Here is a 26,744-nt window from a genome sequence, read left to right on the forward strand (position 1 = left end):
TTTAAGCTATGACATCAGAAGAAATATTACATATTAACGAGTATGTTTTTGGACTAGATATAGGAACTAGAAGTATAGTAGGAATTGTAGGCTATATTGACAATGATAAGTTTAACGTAATTGGTAATTATACAGCTTTACATAATACAAGAGCTATGATAGATGGACAGATCCATGATATAGAAAAAGTTGCTGAAACAGTTAACTTAGTTAAATCAAAACTGGAGAAGCAAATAGGATTTCGGTTGAAAAATGTGTGCATCGCTGCTGCAGGACGAGTTCTTAGAACCTATCAAGTTCATGTTGAAGAACAAATGGAAACCAATCAAGTAATAAATAAAGACCATATCCATCTGTTAGAACTTATGGCTATGGAAAAAGCACATGATATGTTAAATAAAGACTTAATTGAAGTTAATGCATATCATTGTGTAGGATATAGTGTAATTAAATATTATTTAAATGATTATACTTTTTCAAATTTGGAAGGTCATAAAGGTAATAAAATTGGGGTAGATCTACTTGCAACATTTTTACCTCAGGAAGTTGTAGATAGTCTATATTCAGTTATTAATAAATGCAATCTAAAAATATCTAATCTTACATTAGAACCAATTGCAGCTATAAATATTGCTATTCCAGAACAATATAGATTATTAAATATTGCTTTAGTTGATATTGGGGCGGGTACATCAGATATTGCTATTACAAAAGAAGGCAGTATAATTGCCTATGGTATGATTCCAATGGCAGGTGATGAAATTACAGAACAGATTGTACATGAATATCTAGTTGATTTTGAGACTGCTGAAAAAATTAAACTTAAGCTTAATAAAGTGAAAACCGTATTTTTTAAAGATATTATGGGAATTACTCATGAAGTTGGCTCTGATGAAATATATAACAAAATAAAGCCAACGATGGACTTACTTGCTGAAAACATAAGTAGTAAAATAATGGAACTTAACGGAGGCAAAACTACAAATGCAGTTTTCTGTGTTGGTGGTGGAGGAAGGCTTAAGGAATTTACTAATATATTATCCCAGAAACTTGGATTACAAAATGAACGTGTTGCTCTTAGAGGATATGAAGTTCTTAATAATGTATATTTTAAAAATAAAAGTTCTAAAAATCCCGAAATGGTAACACCTGTTGGTATATGTTTGAGTGGCATTAATAAAGATAATAATAATTTTATTAATGTTTCTTTGAATGGCGAGAAACTAAAGATATTTAACAATAATAACTTAACTCTAGTAGATATAGTAGCCTATAAAGGATTTAATCATAAAAATCTTATTTGTAGACGTGGAAAAGATTTACACTATAAGTTAAATGGTGAAGATAAAAAGTTAAGAGGTACTACTGGAGAACCAGCTATTATACTTGTCAATGATAAAGAGGTAGGTCTTAATTATCCTATTAGTACTAACGATAATATTATACTTAAAGAAGCTAAACATGGAATAACACCACAGTTATCACTTAAAGATATAATTGATAAATATGGACCATATAATATTTATATGAATGATACTAAGCTTAATCTACCATATAAAATGTTAGTTAACAACGTGAATAAAGATATGGATTACAGTATAGTTGATAAAGATGATATTAAGATCTATACAGATTATTCTATTATTGACATATTAGAAATATCAGATATACGTGTAGATGATACTAATATCTATGTTAATGGTGAAATTAAGTCTTTACAATACAATGTTAATCAGAATGACAGAATCAATATAAAAATTAATAAAGAACAAGTTAAGGATACAGATGATATAGATAATAATACTGATTCTAATAGTGAGGTATCTATTGCACAAGAAGAAAAAGTAGAAGTGGATAATGCTTTACAAGTAAAAGTTTATGTGAACGGCGATGAAATAATATTGGATGGAAAAAAATCCTACATATTTGTTGATATTTTTAATTACATAGATTTTGATTTGAAAAATCCACAGGGCAAAATTGTATGTTTAATAAATGGGAAAAACGCATCTTACATGGAAAAGATAGGTATAGGAGATAAAATTGATATATATTGGGACAAGTGAGGGGATAGGCCTTGGAACGAACACTAAAATATGAAAAGAAATTTATTTATATATATACTATAATAACGTTAATGATAATATTATATTTTTTATTATCAAAGCTACTATGTAAATGCGATAGATATATTATATATGGATTGACAATGGTTATAGTAATATATATCATTAATATTTTTTTTCAACGATTAGACTATTTGAAAAATATTCGTGTATTTTATATTACCAAACTTGTTCAATTAATTATAACTTCTTTTGTTGTATTAGAAAGAAATAGATTTCTTTCTAATTCAGCTTGCATCATGTATATTATGCTATGTGTTGAAGTTATCACCATTCTTGGGTTTAAGAGTAAACTTATAAGATATCATACGTATGCTCTAGTTATATTGCCTTTAGCGATTACTAGTATATATCGTGGAGTCACAGGATATTTAAACTTTGTACCACTACTATTCATGTTGCAAATTATAATAGTAATAATAGGGGTATACATAATATTTTATGGATCCACTGAAGAATTGAAGAAGCAAGTAAAAACTCAAAAAAAACTTTGGTTAAGGGCAAAAAATAAAAATGAAGAATTAGTTGTATCAGGACAGCAGATTCAATTAGTTCATGACCAGCTAGTTAAGCAGAAGATGGAATTAGAACAAGCTAATGAAAGATTAAATAGATTTACTGCGGAAATGTATATCCAGAATGAATTACTTAGTTACATAAGTTCTGTTTTAGATATTGATGAATTGATGGAATTGGTTACTGATTCAATACTTGGTGCTATAGGTGTAGATACATGCTCATTAGTTATTTATGATGTTAACCTTAATGCATATCATTACAAAGTAAAATCTACTCATGGGAAAGACTATCTTAAATCTTTTATAGACAATATGAAATCAGGTAAATTAGATAAATATTTTAGTATTCGAGATCCTTATATTGATAATGAGGTTATTAAAGGAAAATATGATTTTACATCTGAGAGAGATGTTGGTTCTATTGTTATAATACCAATACTTAATGACAAAAATACATATGGATTATTAATTGCTGAACATGCATCAACTCAAATGATAAATGAAAATAGCATTCAATTTTTTCAAGGTATAGCAAATCAAATTAATATTGCTATTAATAATGCTAATCTATATACTAAAATGGAAGAAATGGCTAAAATAGATGGTTTGACTTGTGTATACAATAGGAATTACTTACAAAAAATTTTCCATGAACTTTATGAAGATGCCCGCATCAATAAAAAAGTATTGTCACTAGCACTCTTTGACATTGATAAATTCAAAAAGGTTAATGATACATATGGACATATTTTTGGCGATCAAGTATTAAAGATCATTGCAAATATTTCAGAAAAATATGCCAATAGATATGGTAGTATCGTTGGGCGTTACGGTGGAGAAGAGTTTGTAATAATATTTCCTAATAAAACAATGGATGAAGCATATAAAATAATGAAAGAGATTCATAACAATATTATTAAGCAGAAAATAGCTCATAATGATAAATTGATTAATATAAATATTAGTATAGGAATTTCTTCTTATCCAGAAGTATGTAAGAATCCAAAAGATTTATTAAAAAGAGCTGATATTGCAATGTACAATTCGAAAGCAAATGGAAGAGGAAGAATAACTATTGATAATATTAATTTATAATGTATAATATAAGCTATAAACTTTATATGGTTTAAGCCTACTAATCTTTTCTTAATAGTATTTAAGAATGAAGATAATATATAGATAGGAGATTTAAAATGGCACTTAAAATATGTAGTATTGCCAGTGGTAGCAGTGGCAATTGTATATATGTTGGAACAGATAATGCTAATCTGTTAGTTGATTCTGGCATTAGTAAAAAGAAAGTAGAAATTGGTTTGAATGCAATAGGCGTAGATCCATATACTATAGATGGTATATTAATTACTCATGAGCATTCTGACCATATAAAAGGTATAGGTGTATATGCGAGGAAGTATAGAATGCCTATTTATGCCACTAAGAAAACATGGAACGCTACACTTAACTATAGTTCTATAGGAAAAATTCCAGAAGGTTTGCATGTTGAAATTTTTCCCAATGAAGACTTCATGATTAATGATATGACCATTCATCCTTTTAATTCATTTCATGATGCTATTGATCCAGTATGCTATACATTCAAGAGCGAAGACAAAAAGATAAGTGTTGCAACAGATTTAGGGTGTTATGATGAGTACATAATAGATAATTTGAATGGTTCTAATGTATTATTTATTGAGGCAAACCATGATATAAAACTTTTAGAAGTTGGAAGATATCCTTATTTTCTTAAAAAAAGGATTTTGAGTGATGTAGGGCATTTATCTAATGAAGCATCAGGAGAATTAATATCTACATTATATAATAATACATTATCACATGTAATTTTGGGGCATCTTAGTTTGGAGAATAACTTTCCTGAGTTAGCCTATGAATCGGTTAAAACAGTATTAGCTAGTTATTCACATGTTGACCTTGATAAATTCAATTTATCAGTTGCTTCAAGAAGTAGTCATTCAAAGCTAGTTGTAGTATAAGACAGAAAGGAGTAATTAAAGTTATGAAAAAAGGAATTATTACAGTAGTAGGTAAAGATAGAGTAGGAATTATATCGGAGGTTTGCAGCTATCTTGCAAAAGAAAATATCAATATTCTTGATATATCTCAAACAATTGTACAAGGCTTTTTTAACATGATGATGATAGTTGATGTCAATAATGTGACAAAACCTTTTGGTGAAGTTGTTGATGAATTAGATAAGCTAGGAAATAAGATAGGTGTAACTATAAAATTTCAACACGAAGAGATCTTTAATAAGATGCATAGATTATAACTATTAAATACTACCTGAGAGGATTGAGATTTTTACATGATTAATTCATTAGAAGTACTAGAAACGAATACAATGATATTAAAAGAAAACTTAGATGTCAGGACTATTACAATGGGTATTAATCTTATGGATTGTGCGGATTCTGATGTTGATAGATTTAATGAAAATATTTATAATAAAATTACAACAAAAGCAAAAGACCTTGTTAAAGTTGGAGAAGATATTGAGAAAAAATATGGCGTTCCTATAGTAAATAAAAGAATCTCAGTAACACCTATAGCAATTGCCGCATCAAGTACTAAAACTGATTCTTATGTATCTATAGCAAAAACATTGGATAGAGCTGCAAAAGAAGTTGGTGTTAATTTCATAGGTGGTTTTTCAGCTATAGTTAGTAAAGGTATGACTGAAAGTGATAAAATATTAATTAAGTCTATTCCAGAAGCTCTAGCTACAACAGAAAGAGTTTGTAGTTCAGTTAATGTAGGATCTACAAAAACTGGAATTAACATGGATGCAGTTAAATTACTTGGAAGTACTATAAAAGAAACAGCTGTTTTGACTAAAGATAGTGATTCAATAGGATGTGCAAAATTTGTTGTGTTTTGTAATGCGCCTGATGATAATCCATTTATGGCTGGTGCTTTTCACGGTGTAAGTGAAGCTGATGCTATTATTAATGTAGGTGTTAGTGGACCTGGTGTTGTCAAAAAGGCTTTGGAAACTTGTAGAGGTAAGGGTTTTGAAGAACTATGTGAGACTATTAAAAAAACAGCTTTTAAGATTACTAGAGTTGGACAATTAGTTGCTAAAGAAGCATCTAAAGCTTTAGATGTTCCATTTGGTATAATAGACTTATCATTAGCACCAACACCTGCTATCGGTGATAGTATTGCAGATATTTTACAAGAAATTGGTGTAGATTATGTAGGTGCACCCGGAACTACAGCAGCCCTTGCATTATTAAATGACCAAGTTAAAAAAGGCGGGGTTATGGCATCATCATATGTTGGTGGACTAAGTGGTGCTTTTATACCAGTTAGTGAAGACCAAGGGATGATAAATGCAGTTAATAAAGGAGCTTTAACAATAGAGAAGCTGGAAGCTATGACATGTGTTTGTTCAGTTGGTTTAGATATGATAGCTATACCAGGAAAAACTAAAGAATCTACAATTTCAGGAATAATTGCAGATGAAATGGCAATTGGTATGATTAATCAAAAAACTACTGCTGTTAGAATTATTCCAGTTATAGGAAAAGATGTTGGCGACCAAGCTGAATTTGGTGGTTTACTAGGTTATGCTCCATTAATGCCAGTAAATGAATTTGGTTGTGACAGACTTATCAATAGAGGCGGTAGAATACCAGCTCCAATCCATAGTTTTAAAAATTAAACTATTATTGGTAAGCTTCTCTATAAGCTAAATTAGATTTGGGAAGGTGAAAGAATGAGTAAAATTATAGAAGGTCTAGAACCTAAAAGTGTATTAGAGTATTTTGAGGAGATAAATAATATCCCTAGGGGATCAGGAAATGAAAAAGAGATTAGTGATTATCTTTTGAATTTTGCTAAAGAAAGAAAACTTGAAGTAATTCAAGATGAAGAACTAAATATTATTATTAAAAAACCTGGAACAAAAGGTTATGAATTAAGTCCTACTGTAATTCTCCAGGGACATATGGATATGGTTTGTGAGAAGAATTTTGATGTAGAACATGACTTTTTAAAAGATCCTATTGAATTAGTAGTTGATGGAGACTATATCAGTGCGAATGGTACAACATTGGGTGCTGACAATGGTATAGCTGTAGCGTATTGTTTAGCTATCCTTGACTCTAGCGAAATTGAACATCCTCCAATTGAAGTATTCATTACTACAAACGAAGAAGTTGGAATGAATGGAGCTATTGGAGTTGATCCATCTAATTTTTCAGGTAGGATACTGGTAAACCTTGATAGTGAAGAAGAAGGAGAATTTCTAGTAAGCTGTGCTGGGGGTTTGAAAGCTTATATAGATATTCCTATCAAGTGGGAACAAACAGAAGGTACTACTTATAAAATTATGGTTAAAGGTTTGAAAGGTGGACATTCAGGTAGTGATATTGATAAGAATAGAGCTAATTCAAATCGTGTTTTAGGAAGAATATTATATGATTTGAATAATGATATAGATATACATGTAGTTGATATATTCGGAGGTTCAAAAGATAATGCTATCCCACGTGAAGCATATGCTGATGTAATCATTGCTGATGGTGAATTTGATAAATTCAATGAGATAGTTGATAAGATATCTTCAGATATTAAAAATGAGTTTAAGACAAGTGATAGTGGACTTACTGTAGTTATAACAAAAGAGAATATGAATGAAACTAAAGTAATGGCTAAAGATACTTTGAACAATCTTATTTTCTTATTAACATGCTTACCAAATGGAATACAGACTATGAGTGCTGATATTGAGGGTCTAGTTGAAAGTTCTCTTAACCTAGGTGTTGTAGTTACTAATGATGATTCAGTTAAATTGGTTATATCTGTAAGAAGTTCAGTTGGCTCATTGAAAAAAGTAATGGCATACCAATTAGGTTTATTTGCAGAATATGGTCATTCTGAGTTTAAAGTAACTGGTGAATATCCAGAATGGGAATATAGAAAAGAATCTAAGGTCAGAGATATATTCGCTAAAACATATGAAGATATGTATGGAAAAAAACCATTAATCAAAGCTATTCATGCCGGTCTTGAATGCGGTGTATTCGATGAAAAGATAGAAGGACTTGACATGATTTCTCTTGGACCTAATATGTATGATGTTCATACACCAGATGAGAGATTGAGTATTTCTTCCACCAAGAGGACTTGGGAATTCTTATTGAACGCTCTAAAAAATATAAAATAGTGTAACATAAACATTAGCTGGGAATAGGATTAATTATCTTATTCCCATATGTAAAGAGGATAAGATAACAATGAGAAGAAGCAATTCAAAACAAGAAATACTTAATATAGCAAAACAAATGTTTTTGGAAAAAGGATACAAAGATACTTCATTACGTAAAATTGTGAAATTGGCAGGAGTAACAACTGGGGCTTTTTATTCTCATTTCAAAGATAAAGAGGAATTATTTAAATTTCTAGTTCAACCTGCAATTGATAATTTGGAGTATTTGTATAAAGATGCATTATCACAATATGATGGAACAATTGATGAACCTAAAGTTTTGCAAGATATATTATGGGAACAATCAAAAATCAGGATGAGTAATCATATTGATGATATATTTAATAACTACGATGCTTTTAAATTGTTATTTACTTGCTCTGATGGTACCCAATATTCTCGATATATTCATGATAATATTAATATAAGTGTAAAGAAGACTAAAAATTATTTTGATAATTTAAAAAGTAAGGGAATAAAGATTAAAGATATTTCTGAACAGGAACTTGAAATACTTATACATACCCATTATTTATCTATCTATGAAATCGTTAAGCGTGATATGACTTATAAAGATGCTAAGCATTATATCAATACTATTAGTGACTTTTTTTCAGCTGGGTGGATTAAAGTATTAGATTTTCAATAGCTAATAGCTACTTGTTTTTATTATAAAAGTAACTGAGCCATCTATAGGATGGTTTTTTTTATTGCAATTATTATATATGAAAATAATAATTATTATCATTGCAATAAAATTCATTAAGTGATATAATAACAGTGTTATGATAACACTGTTATTATTTGTTTTGAGGAGGTAACAATATGGTGAAGTATATGGATAATTATATCAAGTATAATTTTGACAAACAAATTACTGGAATAATACATACAGAGGCAGAAGCTGAATTAGTGGAGTTAAAGAAAAAATGTGTGGAGGAAAATAAAAAGAACAGAAATACTCTGTTTAAAGTAATCTTTCCAACCATTTCTCTCTATCACGCTCTACAAACCCAAATGAGTAAGCAAAAGGCATTTGAGCACATGAGTAAAATGATTTCTAATAATACTAAAGAAACTTCAAGAAAAATGTATGAACGAATAAGTAAGTTGCCCAATTTCTTTTTCCTTTTTAAAAAGATGTTTGTTATAGGGTTAAGAGGCGAAGGATGGGATGTTGAATGGATATCAAATAACAAAACTAGTTTAGAATTTAATGTGAAAAGATGTATTTATAATGATGCTTTCAGCCAATATGAATGTTCTGAACTGTGTGCATTATATTGTAACAATGACCATATAACTTTTACTGATGTAACTCCTAAAATACGTTTTGAAAGAAAAGGGGCCATAGGTTACGGTAATGATATATGTGATTTTCATTTTTATGCTATGAAAAAGAATAATAATATTTAATAATGTATATAACATAACTCTATACTGATTATATCTATATGAATCAGCATAGAGTTATTTAGTTCATCTGTATTTCTGCCCATAAGTATAGATTTAGACTTATAGACTAGAAAAATATTATATTAAATGTAATACGTCTACAATCAATAACTTTAGTGATAGAAGTAAAGACATGGTTATAAAGATAGGTTTTATGATTTTTGCACCTTTTTTTAGAGCAAAAGAAGTTCCTAATCTTGCACCTAGGATACTGAATATTGCTACTGGTATACCATAGGTGAAATTTATTTTCATATTTATCGCAAATAAAAATAATGAAGTAATATTACTTACAAAATTCATTACTCTAGCATTAGCCGAGGCTCTGGTAAACTCAAAACCAAAGAGCTGTATCAATCCAAACATTAAAAAAGAACCTGTACCTGGTCCAAAGAATCCATCATAAAAACCAAGACATAGAGCTAATAATATAAGTAATAAAATTCTTAGTTTAGTTACTTTTTTTAGATTTTCTTTCATTCCTAGAGATTTAGAAAATAATGAATAAACTCCTATGATTAGTACCATTACAAGTATGATACTACTTAGTGTCTGCTCATTGATTTGAAGAGCCACAGTGACACCTATACATGCACCAACCAGTGTAAAAGGAATAGCATATTTTAAAAGATTCTTGTTACCATGTCCACTTTTAAGGTATTTTATTGAGCTTGTCAACGAACCACATGCAGCTGAGAATTTATTTGTGCCAAGAACTATATGGGAAGGTAGTCCTGCCATATAATATGCAGGTACACTAATTAATCCACCGCCTCCTGCAATAGAATCAACAAATGCCGCAATAAAGCCAGCAAAACATAATAATACGATTTTCATTAGTTATACACTCCTAATTTTAGCAATATAAGAATATTATAAATGATTATGCGAAAATAATAAAGTAAATATAATATATCAAGTAATTTTTTCTCCTAGAGTCTATTGATTGACAAAAAATGTTTTTATAAGTATATTATTTGATAAGACACAAATGACAAGAATATTTAAGGATGTGAATAATATGCAAGAAGAACAAACATTCACTATTTGCTATGACAATAATAACTGTGATTTTAAAAAATATATTTTTTCTTCAGCGATTTCATTTGAATTTTATAATATCCATTCAGAAGATGGTTTGGGTGGAAAACATAAAGGAATGAATCTATTTAGAATTGATTTTACTAAAGTTGGAAGATTTGAATGTGAATTTCCTAATCACACTTTTTCATTTAGAGGGGAAAATGAGATTACTATGATGGCTACCCAGGAAAATGAAGAATGGATATTAGGATCAAGTTTTCCTGTAGATGTGTATATAGGATGTGCACTTTTAATAAAACTAGATAAAATGAGTAATGAGGATAAATTATTTCTTGGCAAATTCCATATTGATATTTTAAATTTGATTTCTACAATGAAGTTAAATAATAGATGGTATAAGTTTACTGATACAAACAAGCTTTTAGATCTTTTTAATGATATCTATAATGCACATATGACATCTAATCAAGAATTAATTTTGCTAAAGATTTTAGAAATGTTAGTATTTATTTCTAAAAGTGAATTCCATCATAGTTTAAATAAAGAAAGTAGCGATTATTTCTCAGGAGAGCAAGTTAAGAAGGTAAAATCTATACACGGAATAATAACTAAAAACTATAATAAAAAAATATCTCTTGAAAAGATTGTTCGTGAAAACGGAATAGGATATTCTACATTTAATAAAATCTTTAAAAATATATATGGAGAATCTCCGTATCAATATTTAAAAAAAATTCGTATGAACTTTGCTGCTCAAAAGCTACATGAAACAGAATTGAGTATTTTAGAAATTGCGGTATGTGTTGGGTATAATAATCCTAGTAAATTTTCAGATGCTTTTAAATCAATTTTTGGATTATTGCCAAGCACATTTCGTAAACAAAAAAACGGAATGGAGTAGTAAAAGTAGTAATGGAGTAGAAAATGAGAATCATAATCATTAAGATATAGATGGTTGGTCTTTAACTAACCATCTATAATTTTAAATTAGGAGGAAAATATGAAAAAATTTATAGCAATATTCTTAATGATTTTATTATTAGTTAGTGTAACTGGGTGCAACTCCAATAATATAAGTAAGGTTAATTCAACAGGAGAAACAATATTAAAGGTAGGTGCAATATTTGATTTTAAATCATCTAGAGAAGGGCTCACATTAATTAGTGATTCTCTTGTAGGAATGGATGAAAAGTATAATGCAACTCCTTCATTAGTTAATAAATGGGATGTGAATGAGGATGCTACAGAATATGTATTGCACCTGAAAGAAAATATAAAGTTCCATGATGGATCATTGTTTGATGCTAAAACATGTAAATATAGTATAGAGACGTTGGGAAAACAATTTATGTGTACATATATTAACACCCTTGAAACTACAGAGATAATTGATGAATACATATTGAAAATTAAATTCAAATCATCAAATTTAGGCTTTCCAAAAGAGCTAATGAAAATTGTTGCCTTGCCTGTTGGTTCTGTAGATGAAGATGGTAATATAACTAATTTTAATGGTACGGGTCCTTATAAACTTAATGAGTATAAAAAAGATGTTGAAGCTACTTTAGTTAAGAATGAAGATTATTGGGATAAAGATAGAAGTTCAAGCTTACAAAAAATAAAATGGATTGTAATACCTGATCCTGATGCTAGAGTTATGGCTTTGGAAAGTAATCAAGTTGATTTAATCGGATATACTGAACATCATTCTTCTATACCATATTCTAATATTGTTTCATTAATAAACAACGATAAGTATCAATCAGTTATAGAGGATAAAGATAATTACACTTCTGTAAAAGCAATAGGAATGAATTGGAAAAGTGGGCCTCTTACTGATAGTAACTTACGTAGAGCTTTAGAGCATGTAATTGATCGAAATAAATTAGTTGAAACAGTATTTTTTTCAATCCCAAATCCATGTGGTCACATTATGAATCCAAAATTTGATGATGGCTCTAAAAAAGAAGAGGAATTTAAGTATGATATTGAATTAGCAAAAAAGATATTAGAAGAATCAGGATACAAATATGAAAAAGAAATTCTAAAAAAAGATGGTATAGCAATCAAATTAGACTACATATGTAATTCGTTACCTGAAGATAAAGATATTGCTGTATTTATTCAATCAGAGCTAAAAAAGATTGGTATTACTGTTAATATAGTTGCATTGGAAACAGAACAAACTTATCAACATATTCAAAATGGTGAATATGATTTAACAATAGCTACTCCCTGGTTTGAACCTACAGTGAACACTATATCTTTATATGGATTAGAAGATAATTATTCTATGTTTGGATTAGGACTAGGTATTAATGAAAAAGTAAAAACTTATGGACAAGAAGTCATTAGTGCAATGAATGAATCTGAGTTTAAAGTAGCAATTGATGGGCTATGGAAGGCTAGTTATGAAGCTTGTACTTCAATACCTCTTTTTACTGGGTATAGATATGCAATACATAATGGAAAATTTACAGGATTTCAGTTTGATAATAACTACTTTAAAATAGATTTTTCAGAAGTTAGAGAGAAATAAAACAATGATATTAAATTTAATTAAGCGAATTATTTTTATTGTTCCCACCCTAGTTTTTATATCATTATTGTCTTTTGCATTACTATATTATTCACCAGGTGATACTTCTACTCGTATTCTTAGAGAAAAAAGCCAAACTATGGCTGTTTCTCATAGCTATGAACAGGAGTTTTCAAAAAATAAGGGGTTGAATAATAGTTTCATGAAGATGTATTCCGATTGGATAAGTAATGTTATAAAAGGAAATCTGGGAGAATCTTATTTGGACGGAAAGAGTGTAAATAATAAAATTGCTGGGGCTATTGGTAAAACACTAATAATTGTTATGATAGCCATACTAGTTTATTTTTTACTAGGTACTTGCGTAGGGATACTTTCTGCTGTTTATAGAAATAGTATATTAGATAAATTAGCTAGATGGTGGTCTGTATTATCCATGTCAATTCCAGTATTTTGGATTAGTTTATTTATAGTATGGCTATTAAGTGTTAAATTTGGAATATTAAAAACTGCAGGTAATAGGAGTAATAGTTGTTTAATCCTACCAGGTATATTAATGGGTGTTATTTCTACAGGGAATTTAATTACTATTGTAAAACATAAAACATTACTTGTTTTAGAAGAACAATTTGTGTTAAGTACACGTGCTCTAGGAGTTAAGCAAAGCAAGATTTTGATTTACCACGTATTAAAAAATGTTTTAGCACCTGTTGCCGCAACTTCTACCTTGGCTTTTTCAAGTTTTCTAGGATCAAGTGTTATTATAGAGAATATTTTCTCTATCCCTGGGTTTGGAACGCTACTTATGAAAGCTGTAAATCTAAAAGATTATATGGTTGTAGCTAGTGCAACTTTAGTTCTTGGCTTACTGATTTCAGTAGCAAATATGATTGCAGACATATTCTATAGCTGTCTTGACAGGAGGGGAACAGGGTGAAATCAAAAACAAAAGTTAAAATATCAATTATTCTGATTTCTATATTCTTTTTATTTGTATTAGCTTCAGTAATTATTTTTCCAGAAGCCAATTTAATTAATTCAAAAGATTGCTTTGCATCTCCTTCTATGAAGCACTTATTTGGAACAGATCAATTTGGGAGAGATGTTTTTATTAGGACGGTAATAGGATTTAGATATACTTTTTTGATTGCTTTATTTGTTCAGATAATATCGTTTTTAATTGGAATAGTCATTGGTATTATTTTAGGCTATTACGGAGGAGTATTCGATGAATTGTTTTACCATATTTCAAACTTAATATTAAGTTTTCCTATCATTATTCTTGCTATATTAATGTCTGCATTAACTGGGGCTAATATTTGGTGCCTTATGTCTATAATGATTGTATGTAATATTGTTTCTAACTCTAAGATTGTTAGAAGCGAGATAAAAATTATAAAAAATGCAGATTATATTAAAGTTTTACGAGTACTTGGAGCAAGTGATTTTGTAATAATTAAAAATCATCTACTAAAAAAGTGTTTGAGAATGCTGTTGCCTACTTTTGCTTTATTAATAGGACATATAATTATTGCAATTTCTTCTTATTCATTTATTGGATTTGGAGTTTCACCGCCTCAGCCAGAAATAGGTAATATGCTAAAAGATTCTTTGCGCTTTATTAATCGTTCTCCAGGATTAATGATATTTCCTGGGTTATTTCAATTTATTTCTATTCTATTACTATTAAAACTATCAGAGAATTGTAAAATATTACTATTAGATTGTGAGGGGAGCCAATGAAACAAAACATATTAGAAATTAGAGGATTAAAAGTAGGTGAAAAAAGAAAAGAAAAAAAATCTTTAATTGTTAAAGGTGTAGATTTAACACTTAGGGAAAATACAATTTGCTCATTAGTGGGTAAAAGTGGTAGTGGAAAAAGTTTGCTTGCAGCTTCTATTATGGGAATACTAGCAAGTAATCTGTATTCAGAAGGGGAAATACTTTATAGAAATAAAAAACTACTTGAATTACCTGAAGAACAATTAAATAGAATTAGAGGAAAGAATATTGGAATTGTAATGCAAAACTGCTCTTGCTCATTAAATCCTCTAGTGAAAAATGGTAGACAGCTGTCTATAGTGCTAAAAGAACATCTGTCAAAGAAGGAGAATAGAAGAAAGCAGGCAGAGGAACTATTACGTAGTGTCAGATTAGAAAATCCAAGATTAATATTGAATAGATATCCACATGAGCTAAGTGGTGGAATGAAGCAACGATTGTTGACTGCAATAGGTATTGGAGGGGCACCAGAATTGTTAATAATGGACGAACCTACAAAAGGTATGGATGTTATTCTGAGAAATCAAATGGCAGATATGATTTACCAGTTACACAAAGAAACAAATGTAAGTATTCTGATGATTACTCATGATTTAGAATTAGCGTACAACATTTCTCACGACTGTTATGTAATGAATGAAGGAAGAATTACTACTCATGGAGAAACAAAAACACTATTTGAAACTACCAATGATTGTACTTTAAATGATTTGCTAAATGCGCAGAAAATAATGACAGAATTTTTTGCGGTATAGGAATGGTAGATAGGCCTTTTTGTTGGTAAATAGGTGGAGGTATTTATGCTGGAATTAAAAAATGTTAGTGTCCATATTAAAGAAGGATTTTTGAAGAAAAGAAAAATGATTATTAATAATATAGGATTTATTTTAAAAAATGAAGAAGCATTAGGTATTATAGGAAAAAGTGGAAGTGGAAAAACAACTATAGCCAATGCAATTTTAGGGCTTATAAGAAACTCATCTGGAGATATTATAATAGATGGAAAATTGCAATATCAGCAAAATCGTATGGAGCGTGCCAAAAAAGTACAGTTAGTTACTCAAAATCCAGACAGTAGCTTTGATTCTGATACAACAGTTATGAAGAGTCTTGTAGAAGTAATGAAAATCCATAAGTTAATAACATCTCAAGTTTCAGAAGAGAGTTTACTTAGCCCTCTGCTAAAAGATGTTGGGCTTGAATCTATTGATTTAAACAAATCACCTAATTGTTTTAGTGGTGGAGAATTACAAAGACTAAGTATTGTTAGAGCTTTACTAGTAAAACCTCAAATTATTATTTTAGATGAAGTAGAATCTATGCTTGACACAATTACTCGAATACAATTGTTTGAGACTATAAACAATCTTAGAAAGAAATATTCACTAAGTTATATTTATATAACTCATGATATTAGAGTTCTACCAAAACTTGTAGATAACATATTAATTCTTAATTCTGGAAGGCAGGTAGACTATGGATCAGTAGAACTACTCTTAACTTCTGATAATTTATACATAAAAGAACTTAGAGATAATATAATAATGAAGGTGATAAATAATGAACAAATTATATAATATGCGTTTTCTGCTAAAACTGGCAGGAAATAAAAAAAAATCATTAATAGCAAGTATAATATTAAGTGTAATCAGCTCTGTTCTTGCTACACTTATTTATTTCATGCTATATAAAGTTATTGTTACACTTATAGATACTAAAATTCAATATGAATACCTCTGGAACATAAGTAAATATATCACTATTTTTGTTATTGTTAATATTGTAGCTAGTGTTCTGTCGGGTATATTGTCTCATATTGCTGCATTTAATATTCTTTATGAAGTAAGGATTAGAGTATGTAATCATCTTCCTAAGCTTAATATGGGCTTTTTTAATAAAAATACTATAGGAGAAATAAAAAAAACAGTCAATGAAGATGTTGAGAAGCTAGAGTTATTTATAGCTCATCAACTTCCAGACTTAGTAACAGCCATGATTTCACCAGTTTTTATTATTAGTATTATGATCTACTTTAATCTAGTTCTTGGTATTATTATGATTATTCCAGTAATACTTGCGTTAATTTCACAAAAACAGACATACAAACAATATAGCAAGAATATGACAAAATATAATTGTTTTCAGAGAAAAATGAACACAGCTATTATTCAATATGTAAAAGGAATGAATGTTTTTAAAGCGTTTAATATTTCGTCAGTTTCTTTTAATCAGTTTAATGATTCTGTAAAAGATCATTATGATTTTTGGATGAAGACAACTAAAGAATCTATGCCCTTTTATGTCAATTATCTATTATTACTAGAATCTGGTACACTTTTTTCTGTTCCTATAGGTGGTTACATGTTAGTTAAAGGCTATATTGAATTTGCAGCATTTTTATTAATTATGCTTCTTAGTATTATTTTGTTCGAATCATTTAAGTCTTTAATGAGCCTATCTCAAGAATTAAATATATTACTAGAAGGGGTAGGGAATATTAGAAAGCTTATTGAAACTCCAATTTTAGAAGATGGAAATATGGAGTTACCAATAGATGCTAGTCATGAGTTCACTTTTAAAAACGTAAGTTTTTCATATGAAAAAGCTGAAGTTATTAAAAATCTTAATTTCATAGCGAAAAACAATTCAATAACTGCATTGGTTGGTGCTTCAGGTTCTGGTAAAACAACTATCACACAGCTTATTGGTAGATTCTTTGATATACAGAAAGGAACTATTTCCATTGGTGGAATTAATATTAAAAAGTTATCAACAAAATGTCTAATGAATAATATAGCTTATGTTTTTCAAGAGGTTTATTTAATCAAAGATACTATTTATGAAAATATTAGAATGGGAATGGATAGAACAGAAGAAGAAATTATAAAGGCGGCCCAAAAAGCACAAATACATGATTATATTATATCTTTGCCTAATGGATATAATACAAAAATAGGTAATGGAGGTATTAAGCTTAGTATGGGAGAGGCACAAAGAGTATCTATAGCACGGTGTATTTTAAAAAATTCTCCCATCGTTGTTTTGGATGAGGTAACAGCCTACGCTGATTTAGAAAATGAGAGAAAACTTCAACTAGCATTGGATGAACTATTAAGGGATAAGACTGCTATTATTATTGCTCATCGACTTTATACAATTGTAAATGTAGATGAAATAATAGTTTTAGAAGAAGGAAGAATAGTAGAACAAGGAACTCATAATGTTTTATTTAATAAGAATGGGGTATATAGAGAAATGTGGGATAATTATATGATGGAGGATAGCTTATGTATAAAAATATAAAGAGATTGTTAGGTTCTTACTATTATGACTATAAAAAAACAGTTTACTTATCTATTTGCGATATTTTTATAGGTGCTATTCCTCTTATAATTATGATGTATATTATGGTTAAATCTATTGATCAACATAATTTATCTGTTGTGCAAATAGCTATTTATACTTGCGTATTGCTTAGCTGTTTTATAATTAGAAAAATTTTTTTGCAGAAAAATATATATAAACTCCAAAGAATTGGTTGTTTAGCTATAAAGGATTTGCGTATTAAGATAGGTGACCACCTACAAAAAATCAATTTGGGGTATTTCAATCAAAAAAGTTGTGGACATCTAATAGGGACCCTTACAACTGAATTACATGATTTAGAAGTTATTCTAACACATCATATTTCAGAGATTTTTAAAATATCATTACTGGGAATTCTATTAACAGTTTTCGCATTTCTTATAAGTCCTTATTTGGCATTTTTTCAACTTGCATTAATAGCCATAGCAATTACTATTGTGGTAGTGGGAATGAAGAAGATTGTAATAGAAGGTAAAAAAAATAAAATGGCAGTGGAAGGTTTAGTTTCTCACGTTATTGAATATATTGAAGGAATTCGGTTGTTCAAATCTTTTGGCGTTGTAGGAACAAATTTCACACGATTAAAAAAGTCGTTATCAGATCTTAAAAAAAGTAACATCAAAACAGAGTTTGCATTAACTCCAAATATTTTTATTTCACGTATATTGATAGATTTATCCTTTCCTATGTTTATAATATTGGGGATTAGAAAATTAACTTTTGGAGAGATTAGTACAGTTTCTTTTATTTCTTTTATTATGATAAATATTACACTTTCAAGTATATTAAAAGCAGGGCTACCTAAATATGTTTTACTAAGGTATTTAACTCTGTCAATAGAGAATTTAATAGGAGTAGAAAATCAAGAAGAAATGTCTTATTCAGAAAATAAAGTAAAAATATCCTCCTATGATATAGAGTTTAAAAATGTGACGTTTTCTTATGAAAAGAATATTCCTGTTTTACAAAACATTAACTTTATTGCTAGAAATGGGAAAACAACAGCTCTAATTGGACCTTCTGGAAGTGGAAAAACCACTATTACTAATTTAATTGCTAGGTTTTGGGATCCTCAGAAAGGTTCAGTGATCATTGGAAATAGAGATATTAGAGATATTAATCCTAATGAACTGTTAAAAAATATTAGTATGGTTTTTCAAGATGTCTATCTTTTACAAGATACAGTCTATGAAAATATTCGAATTGGTAATTTGAATTCAGAAAAAAAGGATGTGATAAAAGCAGCAAAAGCAGCTAATTGTCACAATTTCATTATGAAAATGGAAAATGGATATGACACAATTATAGGTGAAGGTGGATTTACCCTATCTGCTGGAGAAAGACAGAGAATTTCTATTGCAAGAGCATTATTAAAGAATGCACCAATTGTTTTATTAGATGAAGCGACTGCATCTTTAGATGCAGATAATGAAATTGAGATTAAGAATGCTATTAACCATCTTACTAATAATAAAACAGTTATTGTAATAGCACATAGATTGAATTCAATACAAGATGCTGACAAAATAATTGTTTTAAAAGATGGTAAGATTGTTGAGTGGGGTAATCATAATAATCTAATTAAAAATCAAAAGTGGTATTATGATATGTATAACCAAATGCAGATTTCAAAGGAGTGGCAAGTATGAAAAATAAAGTGATTAATAATGGATTAAGAAGGTTAATAGAAATAGCAACAATAAAGAAGAAAACGGTAATAGCTGCAATTACCTTATTAATTTTATCAGCTTTAGCTTCTTTTTTACCTTATATCTCAATATATTGCATAGCTTCTGAGATATTAAAAACATTTAGCAGTACTTTGGTTGCCCTCAACACAGAAAAAATCTATAAATTCGTATGGTTACTTATCATCGGAGGCGTAATTAATATACTTAGTTATTTTGCGGCACTGTGTTTATTGCACAAAGCTGCATTTGAAGCAATTTATAAAATGAAAATAGATGTATTAAAACATTTTACTAGATTACCTCTTGGCTTTTCAATACGAATGGGTAGTGGAAATATTAGAAAAATTCTTGATGAAGATATTGGTAATACAGAAGAGTTTTTGGCACATCAATTTCCAGATTTAATATACACTCTTGCATCTTGTGTAATAACAATTATAATTCTTATTTGCGTTGATTGGAGATATGGTGCTGTTTGTTTGGTTACTATTGGGATTGGCATATATATACTTGGATTAGCATTTAGAACAGATTCTGCTAAGAAGCATATGCAAGATGTATTCAAAGCCAATGCTGAAATGAATAACTTAGCTGTTGAATATGTAAGAGGAATTTCTGTGTTAAAATTATTTAACACTACATTGGTCACCTTTGAAAAATTTTATGACGTTATAAAAAGATATACAAAATCGGCAATTGAATATACTTTAAAGCTAGAAAAAACAATAGCTGCATATACGGTGTTGATCCATAACATATATCTTTTTATGCTACCTATTATTATTTTTCTTGGACGTAGTACAAATGATTATAACGTATTTGCATCAAAAACCGTGTTTTATATCGTTGTTGCACCAGCAATAACAGTAACAATGCTAAAAATTGTTCATCTTGTTTCAAAAACCTTTCAGATTCAATATGGTATACATAATATGGATAAGGTACTACAAGAGCCAATTATTAAACAGGTATCATCTGCAAAAGAGATTTTGATAAATTCTTATGATATAGAATTTAAGAACGTAACATTTAATTATGATAATAATAATAAAACCCCAGCATTAAATAACATAAGTTTTATATCAAAAAGCAATAAAGTTACAGCAATTGTAGGAGCATCAGGAAGTGGGAAAACCACTATTGCTCACTTAATACCAAGGTTCTATGACGTTCAATATGGAAAGATTATGATAGGAGGAATAGATATACGACATATTGATTTGAATAAATTAATGACTCTAGTAGGTTTTGTTTTTCAAGACGATTATTTATTCAAAAAAAGTATACGAGATAATATTGGTATGGGACGTGAAGGTGCTACAGATGATGAAATTATTACTGCTGCTAAAAGTGCTTACTGCCATGAATTTATTACTAAACTTCCACAAGGATATGATACAATTATTGGTAGCAAAAATGTACATTTATCTGGTGGAGAGAGACAAAGGATTTCTATTGCAAGAGCTATATTGCAAGATAGCCCTATTATTATATTAGATGAGGCAACAGCATTTAATGATGCCGAAAATGAATATCTAATTCAAAAATCTTTTAATAAACTGTTAGAAAATAAAACAGTAATTATGATTGCACATCGCTTAAACACAGTAAAAAATGCAGATCAAATTATTGTTATGGATAAGGGAAAGATTGTAGAAGTTGGAGTACATAATGATCTGATAGAAAATAAGGAAATCTATTATTCTATGTGGGAAACTTATAGCCAGGCACAGTTATGGCGTATTGGAGGTAAGGAAAATGAATGAAATCAAGAAATTGCTTTATATATCAGATATTGACACAACTAAGCTGAAAAAAGCTGTACTTGCAGGTGTTATATCAAATATACTTTTTATGATACCTATTATTGTTTCAATTGAGGTATTTATAGAAATTATAAAACCCTTATCAGGAGAAGATGTTTCGTGGAATAGGATATGGCTACTTTTCTTAATTGGTATACTAGTAACTGTTTTAATGTTTTTGGCATCTATTTATGAACATAGAAAATCTTATGTTGCTTCTTATTCAGAGGCTGAAAGTTACAGAATTAAAGTTGCTGAACACTTACGAAAGCTACCTATGAGTTTTTTTAATATGAAAGATTTATCAGAAATAACAACCAATATTATGGGAGATTGTGCTTCTATTGAAACGGTTCTTAGTCATATTTTGCCTCAAATAATAGCAACAACTATATCTACTATGCTTATAAGTGTATGTCTTTTAATCATTGATTGGCGATTAGCTCTTTGTGTGATTATAACTATACCAACATCTATAATTGTTATATGGACTAGTAGAAGAATTCATAAAAATTGGGTAAAGAAATTAACTAACTTAAAACTTGAACAAGAAGAAGCTATTCAAGAATATATTGAAGGAATTAAGGTTGTTAAATCTTGTAGAACTTCAGAAAAGAATTTCAAGTATATAGTTACTATTCTTACCTCTATGAAAAATATGCAGTTAAAAGGTGAAATTATAACAGGGTCATTTTTCTCAGGAGCTCAGATCATTTTGCAATTTGGTACTGGAATTACAATTTTTGTTGGAGCTATGCTTTATATAAATGGACGTGTTAATCTCATTCCTATTTTACTTTTTTGCTTGCTATCTATTAGAATATATGGACCGATTTTAGTTCAAATTGTTTCTTTGGCAGAATTGATGTATTATAGATTTGCCACTGAGAGGATGCGAAAGTTACTATTAACTGACATAACTTCTGGAGATAAAACACCACCACTTTCTGATTTTAACATATATGTAGAAGACATATGTTTTGCTTATGCAGAGGAAACTATAATTGATCATGTGACAATACCTTTTTGTGCCAATCAAATAACCGCAATAGTTGGACCATCTGGTTGTGGAAAGAGCACACTTATAAAATTGATTGCTAGATTTTTTGATGTAGATAATGGGAAAATTCTTATTGGTAAAAATGATATAAGGGAAATGAAGCCTGAACATCTTATGAAATATATTAGTATGGTTTTTCAAGATGTGGTTCTATTTAATGATACTGTATATAATAATATAAAAATAGGTAATAAAAATGCTTCAGAGGAAGAAATTATAGAAGCCGCAAAATTAGCTGGCTGTGATAGTTTCATAGATAACTTACCTAATGGATATAATACATTGCTTGGAGAAAATGGTAGTAAACTTTCTGGTGGCGAAAGACAAAGAATTTCTATTGCAAGAGCCTTACTCAAAAATGCTCCAATTGTTATTTTGGATGAGGCAACATCTTCTTTAGATCCAAAAAATGAAAGTATAGTTCACAAAGGAATTTCTAAACTTATACAAGGAAAGACTGTTATTGTTATAGCTCATAAATTACGTACTATAGAAAATGTGGATAAGATAGTCGTTCTAAGTGATGGTAAGGTTGAGGAAATGGGCAGACATAAGGATTTAATAAGAAATAACGGATTATATAAGAAATTATATGATTTACAAAATATGAGCTCAAAGTGGAGCGTAATTTCTAAATAAAAAACCAAAACAAAAGAACCCTAATTAGTTACTCGTCCTATGATTATATCTTGATATAAATAAAGCATTAGCATTACATATATGTACAACATCTGTACATAATATATAAAGCTAATGCCTATAATCATAGTAAAACGCTTAGTTATAATAAACCTTTTAGTAGAATATTAGATTTTAAATTGGTGGAAACCTTTTTTACCTTTTTTAATTAATAAGGTTCCATCTTCTTTGAAATCGTCTACTGTAATCATTCTATCTATTCCATCAACTTTAATATCATTTATCCTAACGCCACCTTGTTGAACCATACGACGTCCTTCAGAACGAGTAGGTACAAGTTTAGCTTTTATAAGAGCTGATATAATATCCATTCCTTCACCTTCAAATTCATCTTTTATGACTTCAGTAGTAGGGATGGAACCGCTCTTAGCACCGCCAGTAAATAATGATTTTGCTGCTTCCATAGCTTGTTTTGCAATTTCTTCACCATGAACTATTTTAGTGATTTCAAAAGCAAGAACTTCTTTGGCTTTATTTATTTCTGCGTCTTTTAATGCACCTAAACGTCTAACTTCATCCATAGGTAAAAATGTAAGAAGGCTAAGACATTCTTCAACTTTTGCATCTTCTACATTTCTCCAATATTGATAGAATTCATAAGGTGTAGTTTTTGCTTTATCCAACCATACTGCACCTTTTTCAGTTTTACCCATTTTTTTACCTTCACTTGTAGTAAGAAGCTTGAAAGTCATTCCAAATGCAGGTTTTTGCTCTTTACGTCTTATTAGCTCAACACCACCTAGAATATTTGACCATTGGTCGTTACCGCCTAATTGAAGAGCGCAGTTATATTTTCTATTAAGTGCCAAAAAGTCATAAGACTGCATTAACATATAATTAAATTCTAAGAAAGTAAGCCCTTTTTCCATTCTGGATTTATAACATTCAGCTGTTAACATTCTATTAACTGAAAAATTAACCCCTATTTCACGTAAGAAATCAACATAGTTAAGATCAAGAAGCCAATCAGCATTATTAACCATAATTGCTTTATCATCTTCAAAATCAATGAACTTAGATAATTGTTCTTTGAAACTTTCTGCATTACTATTTATTTGTTCTTTAGTCATCATTTTACGCATATCAGATTTACCAGTTGGGTCACCAACCATTGTTGTTCCGCCACCAATAAGAATAATTGGTCTATGTCCAGCTCTTTGCATATGAGCCATTGCCATTACTGGTAAAAAGTGACCTACAGTTAAACTATCAGCAGTTGGATCAAATCCTATATAAAATGTGACTTTCTCATTCTCTAACAAATCTTTTATTTCTTTTTCATGGGTTGTTTGTTCAATAAACCCTCTTTCCATTAACACATCGTATGCGCTCATTACGAACCTCCTAATGTTTCTTTTTTCAATATTTATAATCCTATCATAAGTTATGTTATGATTCAAGTATTTTTATAATACACTATAACTCATAAAAGCTGTACTTTTGCATATATATAGATAAGGAAAGTTAAACAAGTTATCAAAAATGATAAGAAGAATTTTTTATTATAGTTCTATTATTGAATCTAAATAATTATTGTGATTAAAGGAGATGATTAGATGTGTGGAATTGCTGGATGGGTTAATTATAATAAGAACATTAGTCAGAAAAGAAGAGTTATTCATAATATGACAAACCAATTGGTTCATAGGGGACCAGATGAATATGGTTTCTATTATAAAACTAATATCTTGTTGGGGCATAGAAGATTAGTGGTTATTGACCCTAATGGTGGTAAACAGCCGATGACTAAAAAAATAGGAGAACATGAATATACTATTGTTTATAATGGAGAGATATATAATACAAATGAACTAAGAGAAAAGCTGTCTCAAAAAGGTTATAAGTTCGAATCTCATTGTGATACTGAAGTGGTTTTAGTTTCCTATATAGAATGGGGTGAAGATTGTACTACATACCTTAATGGAATATTTGCTTTTGGTATATGGGAACAAAAGTCAAAATCTCTGTTCCTAGCAAGAGACAGGTTAGGTGTAAAGCCTTTATTCTATGCTTATATCAATGGGTCATTCATATTCGGCTCTGAAATAAAAGCATTATTAGAATTTCCTGGATTAGAACCTGTAATTGATGAAAATGGGCTATTAGAACTGTTCAGTCTTGGACCAAGTAGAGTACTTGGCAGTGGTGTGTTTAAAAATATTTGTGAATTGAAACCTAGCGAATTTATTATATTAACTTCTAAGAATCTATATAAGCATATATATTGGAAGCCAATAACTAGTTATCATACAGAAAATGATGAAGATACTTTTGAACATACAGCATATTTAGTTGAAGATTCAATAAAGAAACAACTTATTTCAGATGTACCTATATGTACATTTTTATCTGGAGGACTTGATTCCAGTGGCATTTCATCGATAGCCTCTGAATATTTTAAGAATCAATCTAAAAGATTAACTACGTATTCTATAGATTATGAAGACAACGACAAATATTTTGTAGCTTCTGATTTTCAACCAAGTAATGATAATATATGGGTTAAGCGTGTCAATAAATACATTGGTTCCCAACATAAAAAAATTATTATAAATAACGATATGCTAGTGAAAGCTCTGCAAGATGCTGTAATAGCATATGATCTACCTGGTATGGCTGATATTGATTCTTCACTTATGCTATTCTGTGAGAAAGTAAAAAGCAATCATACAGTGGCATTATCTGGAGAATGTGCTGATGAGATATTTGGGGGATATCCTTGGTTCAGGAAACAGGAAGATGTATATTATAATGGTTTCCCATGGAACAAATACATAAATGAAAGAAAATCCTTCCTATCAAAAGAATTAAATAAGTTAAAGTTAGAGGAGTTTGCCAATACTAAGTATATGGACACAATTGGCGATATTGATTTCTTAGATAATGAAACAGAATATGAGAAAAGAATCAAGAAACTTACATATATTAATCTAAAATGGTTTATGCTAACATTATTAACACGCAAGGACAGGATGAGTATGTATAAAAGCCTAGAGGTCAGAGTACCATATGCTGATCATAGAATCGTAGAATATACTTGGAACATACCCTGGAAAATTAAAAACCATAATAATATAGAAAAAGGCTTATTAAGAAAAGTTCTTAGTTCATATTTGCCAGAAGATGTAGCGTATAGGAAGAAATCACCTTACCCTAAAACTTATAATCCTGAGTATAGTAATTCTGTAAAAGCATTACTAAAAAATATACTAGATGATAAAAGCAGTCCTATTCATAATCTAATTGATACTCAAAATGCATATAATCTAATTAATAATGATGGAGAAACATTTATAACACCCTGGTTTGGACAATTAATGAAAGAACCTCAGTTCATCGCTTATCTAATTCAACTTAACTATTGGCTTGAACACTATAAGATAAAGATTGATTATTAAACAGATTTTGGGATAATTAGTTAAT

21 protein-coding genes are annotated in these 26,744 nt (G+C 29.3%); 19 read left to right on the forward strand and 2 right to left on the reverse strand.

The window, feature by feature from the left end; all coding sequences use genetic code 11:
* Nucleotides 1-8: 8 nt before the first annotated feature.
* The 8 genes from N4A55_RS14020 (at nt 9) to N4A55_RS14055 (ending at nt 9,293) form a co-directional block, all read left to right on the forward strand.
* A complete protein-coding gene (locus N4A55_RS14020) occupies nt 9-2,066 on the forward strand; it encodes a cell division protein FtsA (protein ID WP_293757468.1) in 2,058 nt (685 codons plus the stop codon).
* A gap of 11 nt (nt 2,067-2,077) precedes the next feature.
* A complete protein-coding gene (locus tag N4A55_RS14025; RefSeq protein WP_293757470.1) occupies nt 2,078-3,739 on the forward strand; it encodes a diguanylate cyclase in 1,662 nt (553 codons plus the stop codon).
* A 98-nt stretch (nt 3,740-3,837) separates the two neighbouring features.
* Nucleotides 3,838-4,638 (forward strand): MBL fold metallo-hydrolase, encoded by an 801-nt coding sequence (locus N4A55_RS14030; RefSeq protein WP_293757472.1) that lies wholly within the window; start codon nt 3,838-3,840, stop codon nt 4,636-4,638.
* Nucleotides 4,639-4,661: 23 nt separating this feature from the next.
* Nucleotides 4,662-4,934, forward strand: a complete 273-nt coding sequence (locus N4A55_RS14035) for an ACT domain-containing protein (RefSeq protein ID WP_293757474.1) — start codon at nt 4,662-4,664, stop codon at nt 4,932-4,934.
* 36 nt (nt 4,935-4,970) lie between these two features.
* Nucleotides 4,971-6,329, forward strand: coding sequence for a PFL family protein (locus N4A55_RS14040; RefSeq protein ID WP_293757476.1), 1,359 nt, complete (start codon nt 4,971-4,973; stop codon nt 6,327-6,329).
* Between the two features lie 54 nt (nt 6,330-6,383).
* A complete protein-coding gene (locus N4A55_RS14045; protein ID WP_293757478.1) occupies nt 6,384-7,835 on the forward strand; it encodes an aminoacyl-histidine dipeptidase in 1,452 nt (483 codons plus the stop codon).
* A gap of 70 nt (nt 7,836-7,905) precedes the next feature.
* On the forward strand, nt 7,906-8,526 hold the full coding sequence (locus N4A55_RS14050; protein ID WP_293757480.1) for a TetR/AcrR family transcriptional regulator: 621 nt from the start codon (nt 7,906-7,908) through the stop codon (nt 8,524-8,526).
* A 176-nt stretch (nt 8,527-8,702) separates the two neighbouring features.
* Entirely contained in the window at nt 8,703-9,293 is a 591-nt protein-coding gene (locus N4A55_RS14055; RefSeq protein ID WP_293757482.1) for an L-2-amino-thiazoline-4-carboxylic acid hydrolase, read from the forward strand.
* A 117-nt stretch (nt 9,294-9,410) separates the two neighbouring features.
* Here N4A55_RS14055 and N4A55_RS14060 read toward each other — a convergent pair whose 3' ends face one another.
* A complete protein-coding gene (locus N4A55_RS14060) occupies nt 9,411-10,169 on the reverse strand; it encodes a TSUP family transporter (RefSeq protein ID WP_293757484.1) in 759 nt (252 codons plus the stop codon).
* Between the two features lie 184 nt (nt 10,170-10,353).
* Between N4A55_RS14060 and N4A55_RS14065 the strand changes: the two genes are divergently transcribed.
* From N4A55_RS14065 to N4A55_RS14110, 10 genes are all read left to right on the forward strand, one after another.
* Entirely contained in the window at nt 10,354-11,277 is a 924-nt protein-coding gene (locus N4A55_RS14065; protein WP_293757486.1) for a helix-turn-helix domain-containing protein, read from the forward strand.
* A gap of 99 nt (nt 11,278-11,376) precedes the next feature.
* On the forward strand, nt 11,377-12,915 hold the full coding sequence (locus N4A55_RS14070) for an ABC transporter substrate-binding protein (protein ID WP_293757487.1): 1,539 nt from the start codon (nt 11,377-11,379) through the stop codon (nt 12,913-12,915).
* A 4-nt stretch (nt 12,916-12,919) separates the two neighbouring features.
* Nucleotides 12,920-13,852 (forward strand): ABC transporter permease, encoded by a 933-nt coding sequence (locus N4A55_RS14075; RefSeq protein ID WP_293757488.1) that lies wholly within the window; start codon nt 12,920-12,922, stop codon nt 13,850-13,852.
* Complete coding sequence (locus N4A55_RS14080) at nt 13,849-14,658, forward strand: ABC transporter permease (protein WP_293757489.1); 810 nt, start codon at nt 13,849-13,851, stop codon at nt 14,656-14,658. The genes N4A55_RS14075 and N4A55_RS14080 overlap by 4 nt, the downstream gene beginning before the upstream one ends.
* Complete coding sequence (locus tag N4A55_RS14085; protein WP_293757490.1) at nt 14,655-15,455, forward strand: ATP-binding cassette domain-containing protein; 801 nt, start codon at nt 14,655-14,657, stop codon at nt 15,453-15,455. The genes N4A55_RS14080 and N4A55_RS14085 overlap by 4 nt, the downstream gene beginning before the upstream one ends.
* A 45-nt stretch (nt 15,456-15,500) precedes the next feature.
* Nucleotides 15,501-16,277, forward strand: a complete 777-nt coding sequence (locus N4A55_RS14090; RefSeq protein ID WP_293757492.1) for an ABC transporter ATP-binding protein — start codon at nt 15,501-15,503, stop codon at nt 16,275-16,277.
* Nucleotides 16,261-18,003 carry an ABC transporter ATP-binding protein gene (locus tag N4A55_RS14095; protein WP_293757494.1) on the forward strand — a complete coding sequence of 581 codons (1,743 nt, stop codon included), beginning with the start codon at nt 16,261-16,263 and terminating at the stop codon, nt 18,001-18,003. Before N4A55_RS14090 ends, N4A55_RS14095 begins: the two co-directional genes overlap by 17 nt.
* Nucleotides 17,988-19,715 (forward strand): ABC transporter ATP-binding protein, encoded by a 1,728-nt coding sequence (locus N4A55_RS14100; RefSeq protein ID WP_293757496.1) that lies wholly within the window; start codon nt 17,988-17,990, stop codon nt 19,713-19,715. Before N4A55_RS14095 ends, N4A55_RS14100 begins: the two co-directional genes overlap by 16 nt.
* Entirely contained in the window at nt 19,712-21,523 is a 1,812-nt protein-coding gene (locus N4A55_RS14105) for an ABC transporter ATP-binding protein (protein ID WP_293757498.1), read from the forward strand. The genes N4A55_RS14100 and N4A55_RS14105 overlap by 4 nt, the downstream gene beginning before the upstream one ends.
* Nucleotides 21,516-23,261, forward strand: coding sequence for an ABC transporter ATP-binding protein (locus tag N4A55_RS14110; RefSeq protein ID WP_293757500.1), 1,746 nt, complete (start codon nt 21,516-21,518; stop codon nt 23,259-23,261). The genes N4A55_RS14105 and N4A55_RS14110 overlap by 8 nt, the downstream gene beginning before the upstream one ends.
* 167 nt (nt 23,262-23,428) lie before the next feature.
* Here N4A55_RS14110 and tyrS read toward each other — a convergent pair whose 3' ends face one another.
* Nucleotides 23,429-24,655: a tyrosine--tRNA ligase gene (gene tyrS / locus N4A55_RS14115; protein WP_293757502.1), complete on the reverse strand. Its 1,227-nt coding sequence runs from the start codon at nt 24,653-24,655 to the stop codon at nt 23,429-23,431.
* Nucleotides 24,656-24,877: 222 nt separating this feature from the next.
* On the opposite strand from tyrS, the gene asnB reads away from it, so the two are divergent.
* Entirely contained in the window at nt 24,878-26,719 is a 1,842-nt protein-coding gene (gene asnB / locus N4A55_RS14120) for an asparagine synthase (glutamine-hydrolyzing) (RefSeq protein ID WP_293757504.1), read from the forward strand.
* Nucleotides 26,720-26,744 lie beyond the last annotated feature (25 nt).

Source organism: Vallitalea sp. (assembly GCF_025211055.1).
GTDB lineage: Bacteria > Bacillota > Clostridia > Lachnospirales > Vallitaleaceae > Vallitalea.

What these genes read in the sequence shown, in the direction of transcription:
- N4A55_RS14020 (WP_293757468.1), top strand. Translation starts at nt 9, where the DNA reads ATGACATCAGAAGAAATATTACATATTAACGAGTATGTTTTTGGACTA.
- N4A55_RS14030 (WP_293757472.1), top strand. Translation starts at nt 3,838, where the DNA reads ATGGCACTTAAAATATGTAGTATTGCCAGTGGTAGCAGTGGCAATTGT.
- N4A55_RS14035 (WP_293757474.1), top strand. Translation starts at nt 4,662, where the DNA reads ATGAAAAAAGGAATTATTACAGTAGTAGGTAAAGATAGAGTAGGAATT.
- N4A55_RS14040 (WP_293757476.1), top strand. Translation starts at nt 4,971, where the DNA reads ATGATTAATTCATTAGAAGTACTAGAAACGAATACAATGATATTAAAA.
- N4A55_RS14045 (WP_293757478.1), top strand. Translation starts at nt 6,384, where the DNA reads ATGAGTAAAATTATAGAAGGTCTAGAACCTAAAAGTGTATTAGAGTAT.
- N4A55_RS14050 (WP_293757480.1), top strand. Translation starts at nt 7,906, where the DNA reads ATGAGAAGAAGCAATTCAAAACAAGAAATACTTAATATAGCAAAACAA.
- N4A55_RS14055 (WP_293757482.1), top strand. Translation starts at nt 8,703, where the DNA reads ATGGTGAAGTATATGGATAATTATATCAAGTATAATTTTGACAAACAA.
- N4A55_RS14060 (WP_293757484.1), bottom strand. Translation starts at nt 10,169, where the DNA reads ATGAAAATCGTATTATTATGTTTTGCTGGCTTTATTGCGGCATTTGTT.
- N4A55_RS14065 (WP_293757486.1), top strand. Translation starts at nt 10,354, where the DNA reads ATGCAAGAAGAACAAACATTCACTATTTGCTATGACAATAATAACTGT.
- N4A55_RS14070 (WP_293757487.1), top strand. Translation starts at nt 11,377, where the DNA reads ATGAAAAAATTTATAGCAATATTCTTAATGATTTTATTATTAGTTAGT.
- N4A55_RS14075 (WP_293757488.1), top strand. Translation starts at nt 12,920, where the DNA reads ATGATATTAAATTTAATTAAGCGAATTATTTTTATTGTTCCCACCCTA.
- N4A55_RS14085 (WP_293757490.1), top strand. Translation starts at nt 14,655, where the DNA reads ATGAAACAAAACATATTAGAAATTAGAGGATTAAAAGTAGGTGAAAAA.
- N4A55_RS14090 (WP_293757492.1), top strand. Translation starts at nt 15,501, where the DNA reads ATGCTGGAATTAAAAAATGTTAGTGTCCATATTAAAGAAGGATTTTTG.
- N4A55_RS14095 (WP_293757494.1), top strand. Translation starts at nt 16,261, where the DNA reads ATGAACAAATTATATAATATGCGTTTTCTGCTAAAACTGGCAGGAAAT.
- N4A55_RS14100 (WP_293757496.1), top strand. Translation starts at nt 17,988, where the DNA reads ATGTATAAAAATATAAAGAGATTGTTAGGTTCTTACTATTATGACTAT.
- N4A55_RS14105 (WP_293757498.1), top strand. Translation starts at nt 19,712, where the DNA reads ATGAAAAATAAAGTGATTAATAATGGATTAAGAAGGTTAATAGAAATA.
- N4A55_RS14110 (WP_293757500.1), top strand. Translation starts at nt 21,516, where the DNA reads ATGAATGAAATCAAGAAATTGCTTTATATATCAGATATTGACACAACT.
- tyrS (WP_293757502.1), bottom strand. Translation starts at nt 24,655, where the DNA reads ATGAGCGCATACGATGTGTTAATGGAAAGAGGGTTTATTGAACAAACA.
- asnB (WP_293757504.1), top strand. Translation starts at nt 24,878, where the DNA reads ATGTGTGGAATTGCTGGATGGGTTAATTATAATAAGAACATTAGTCAG.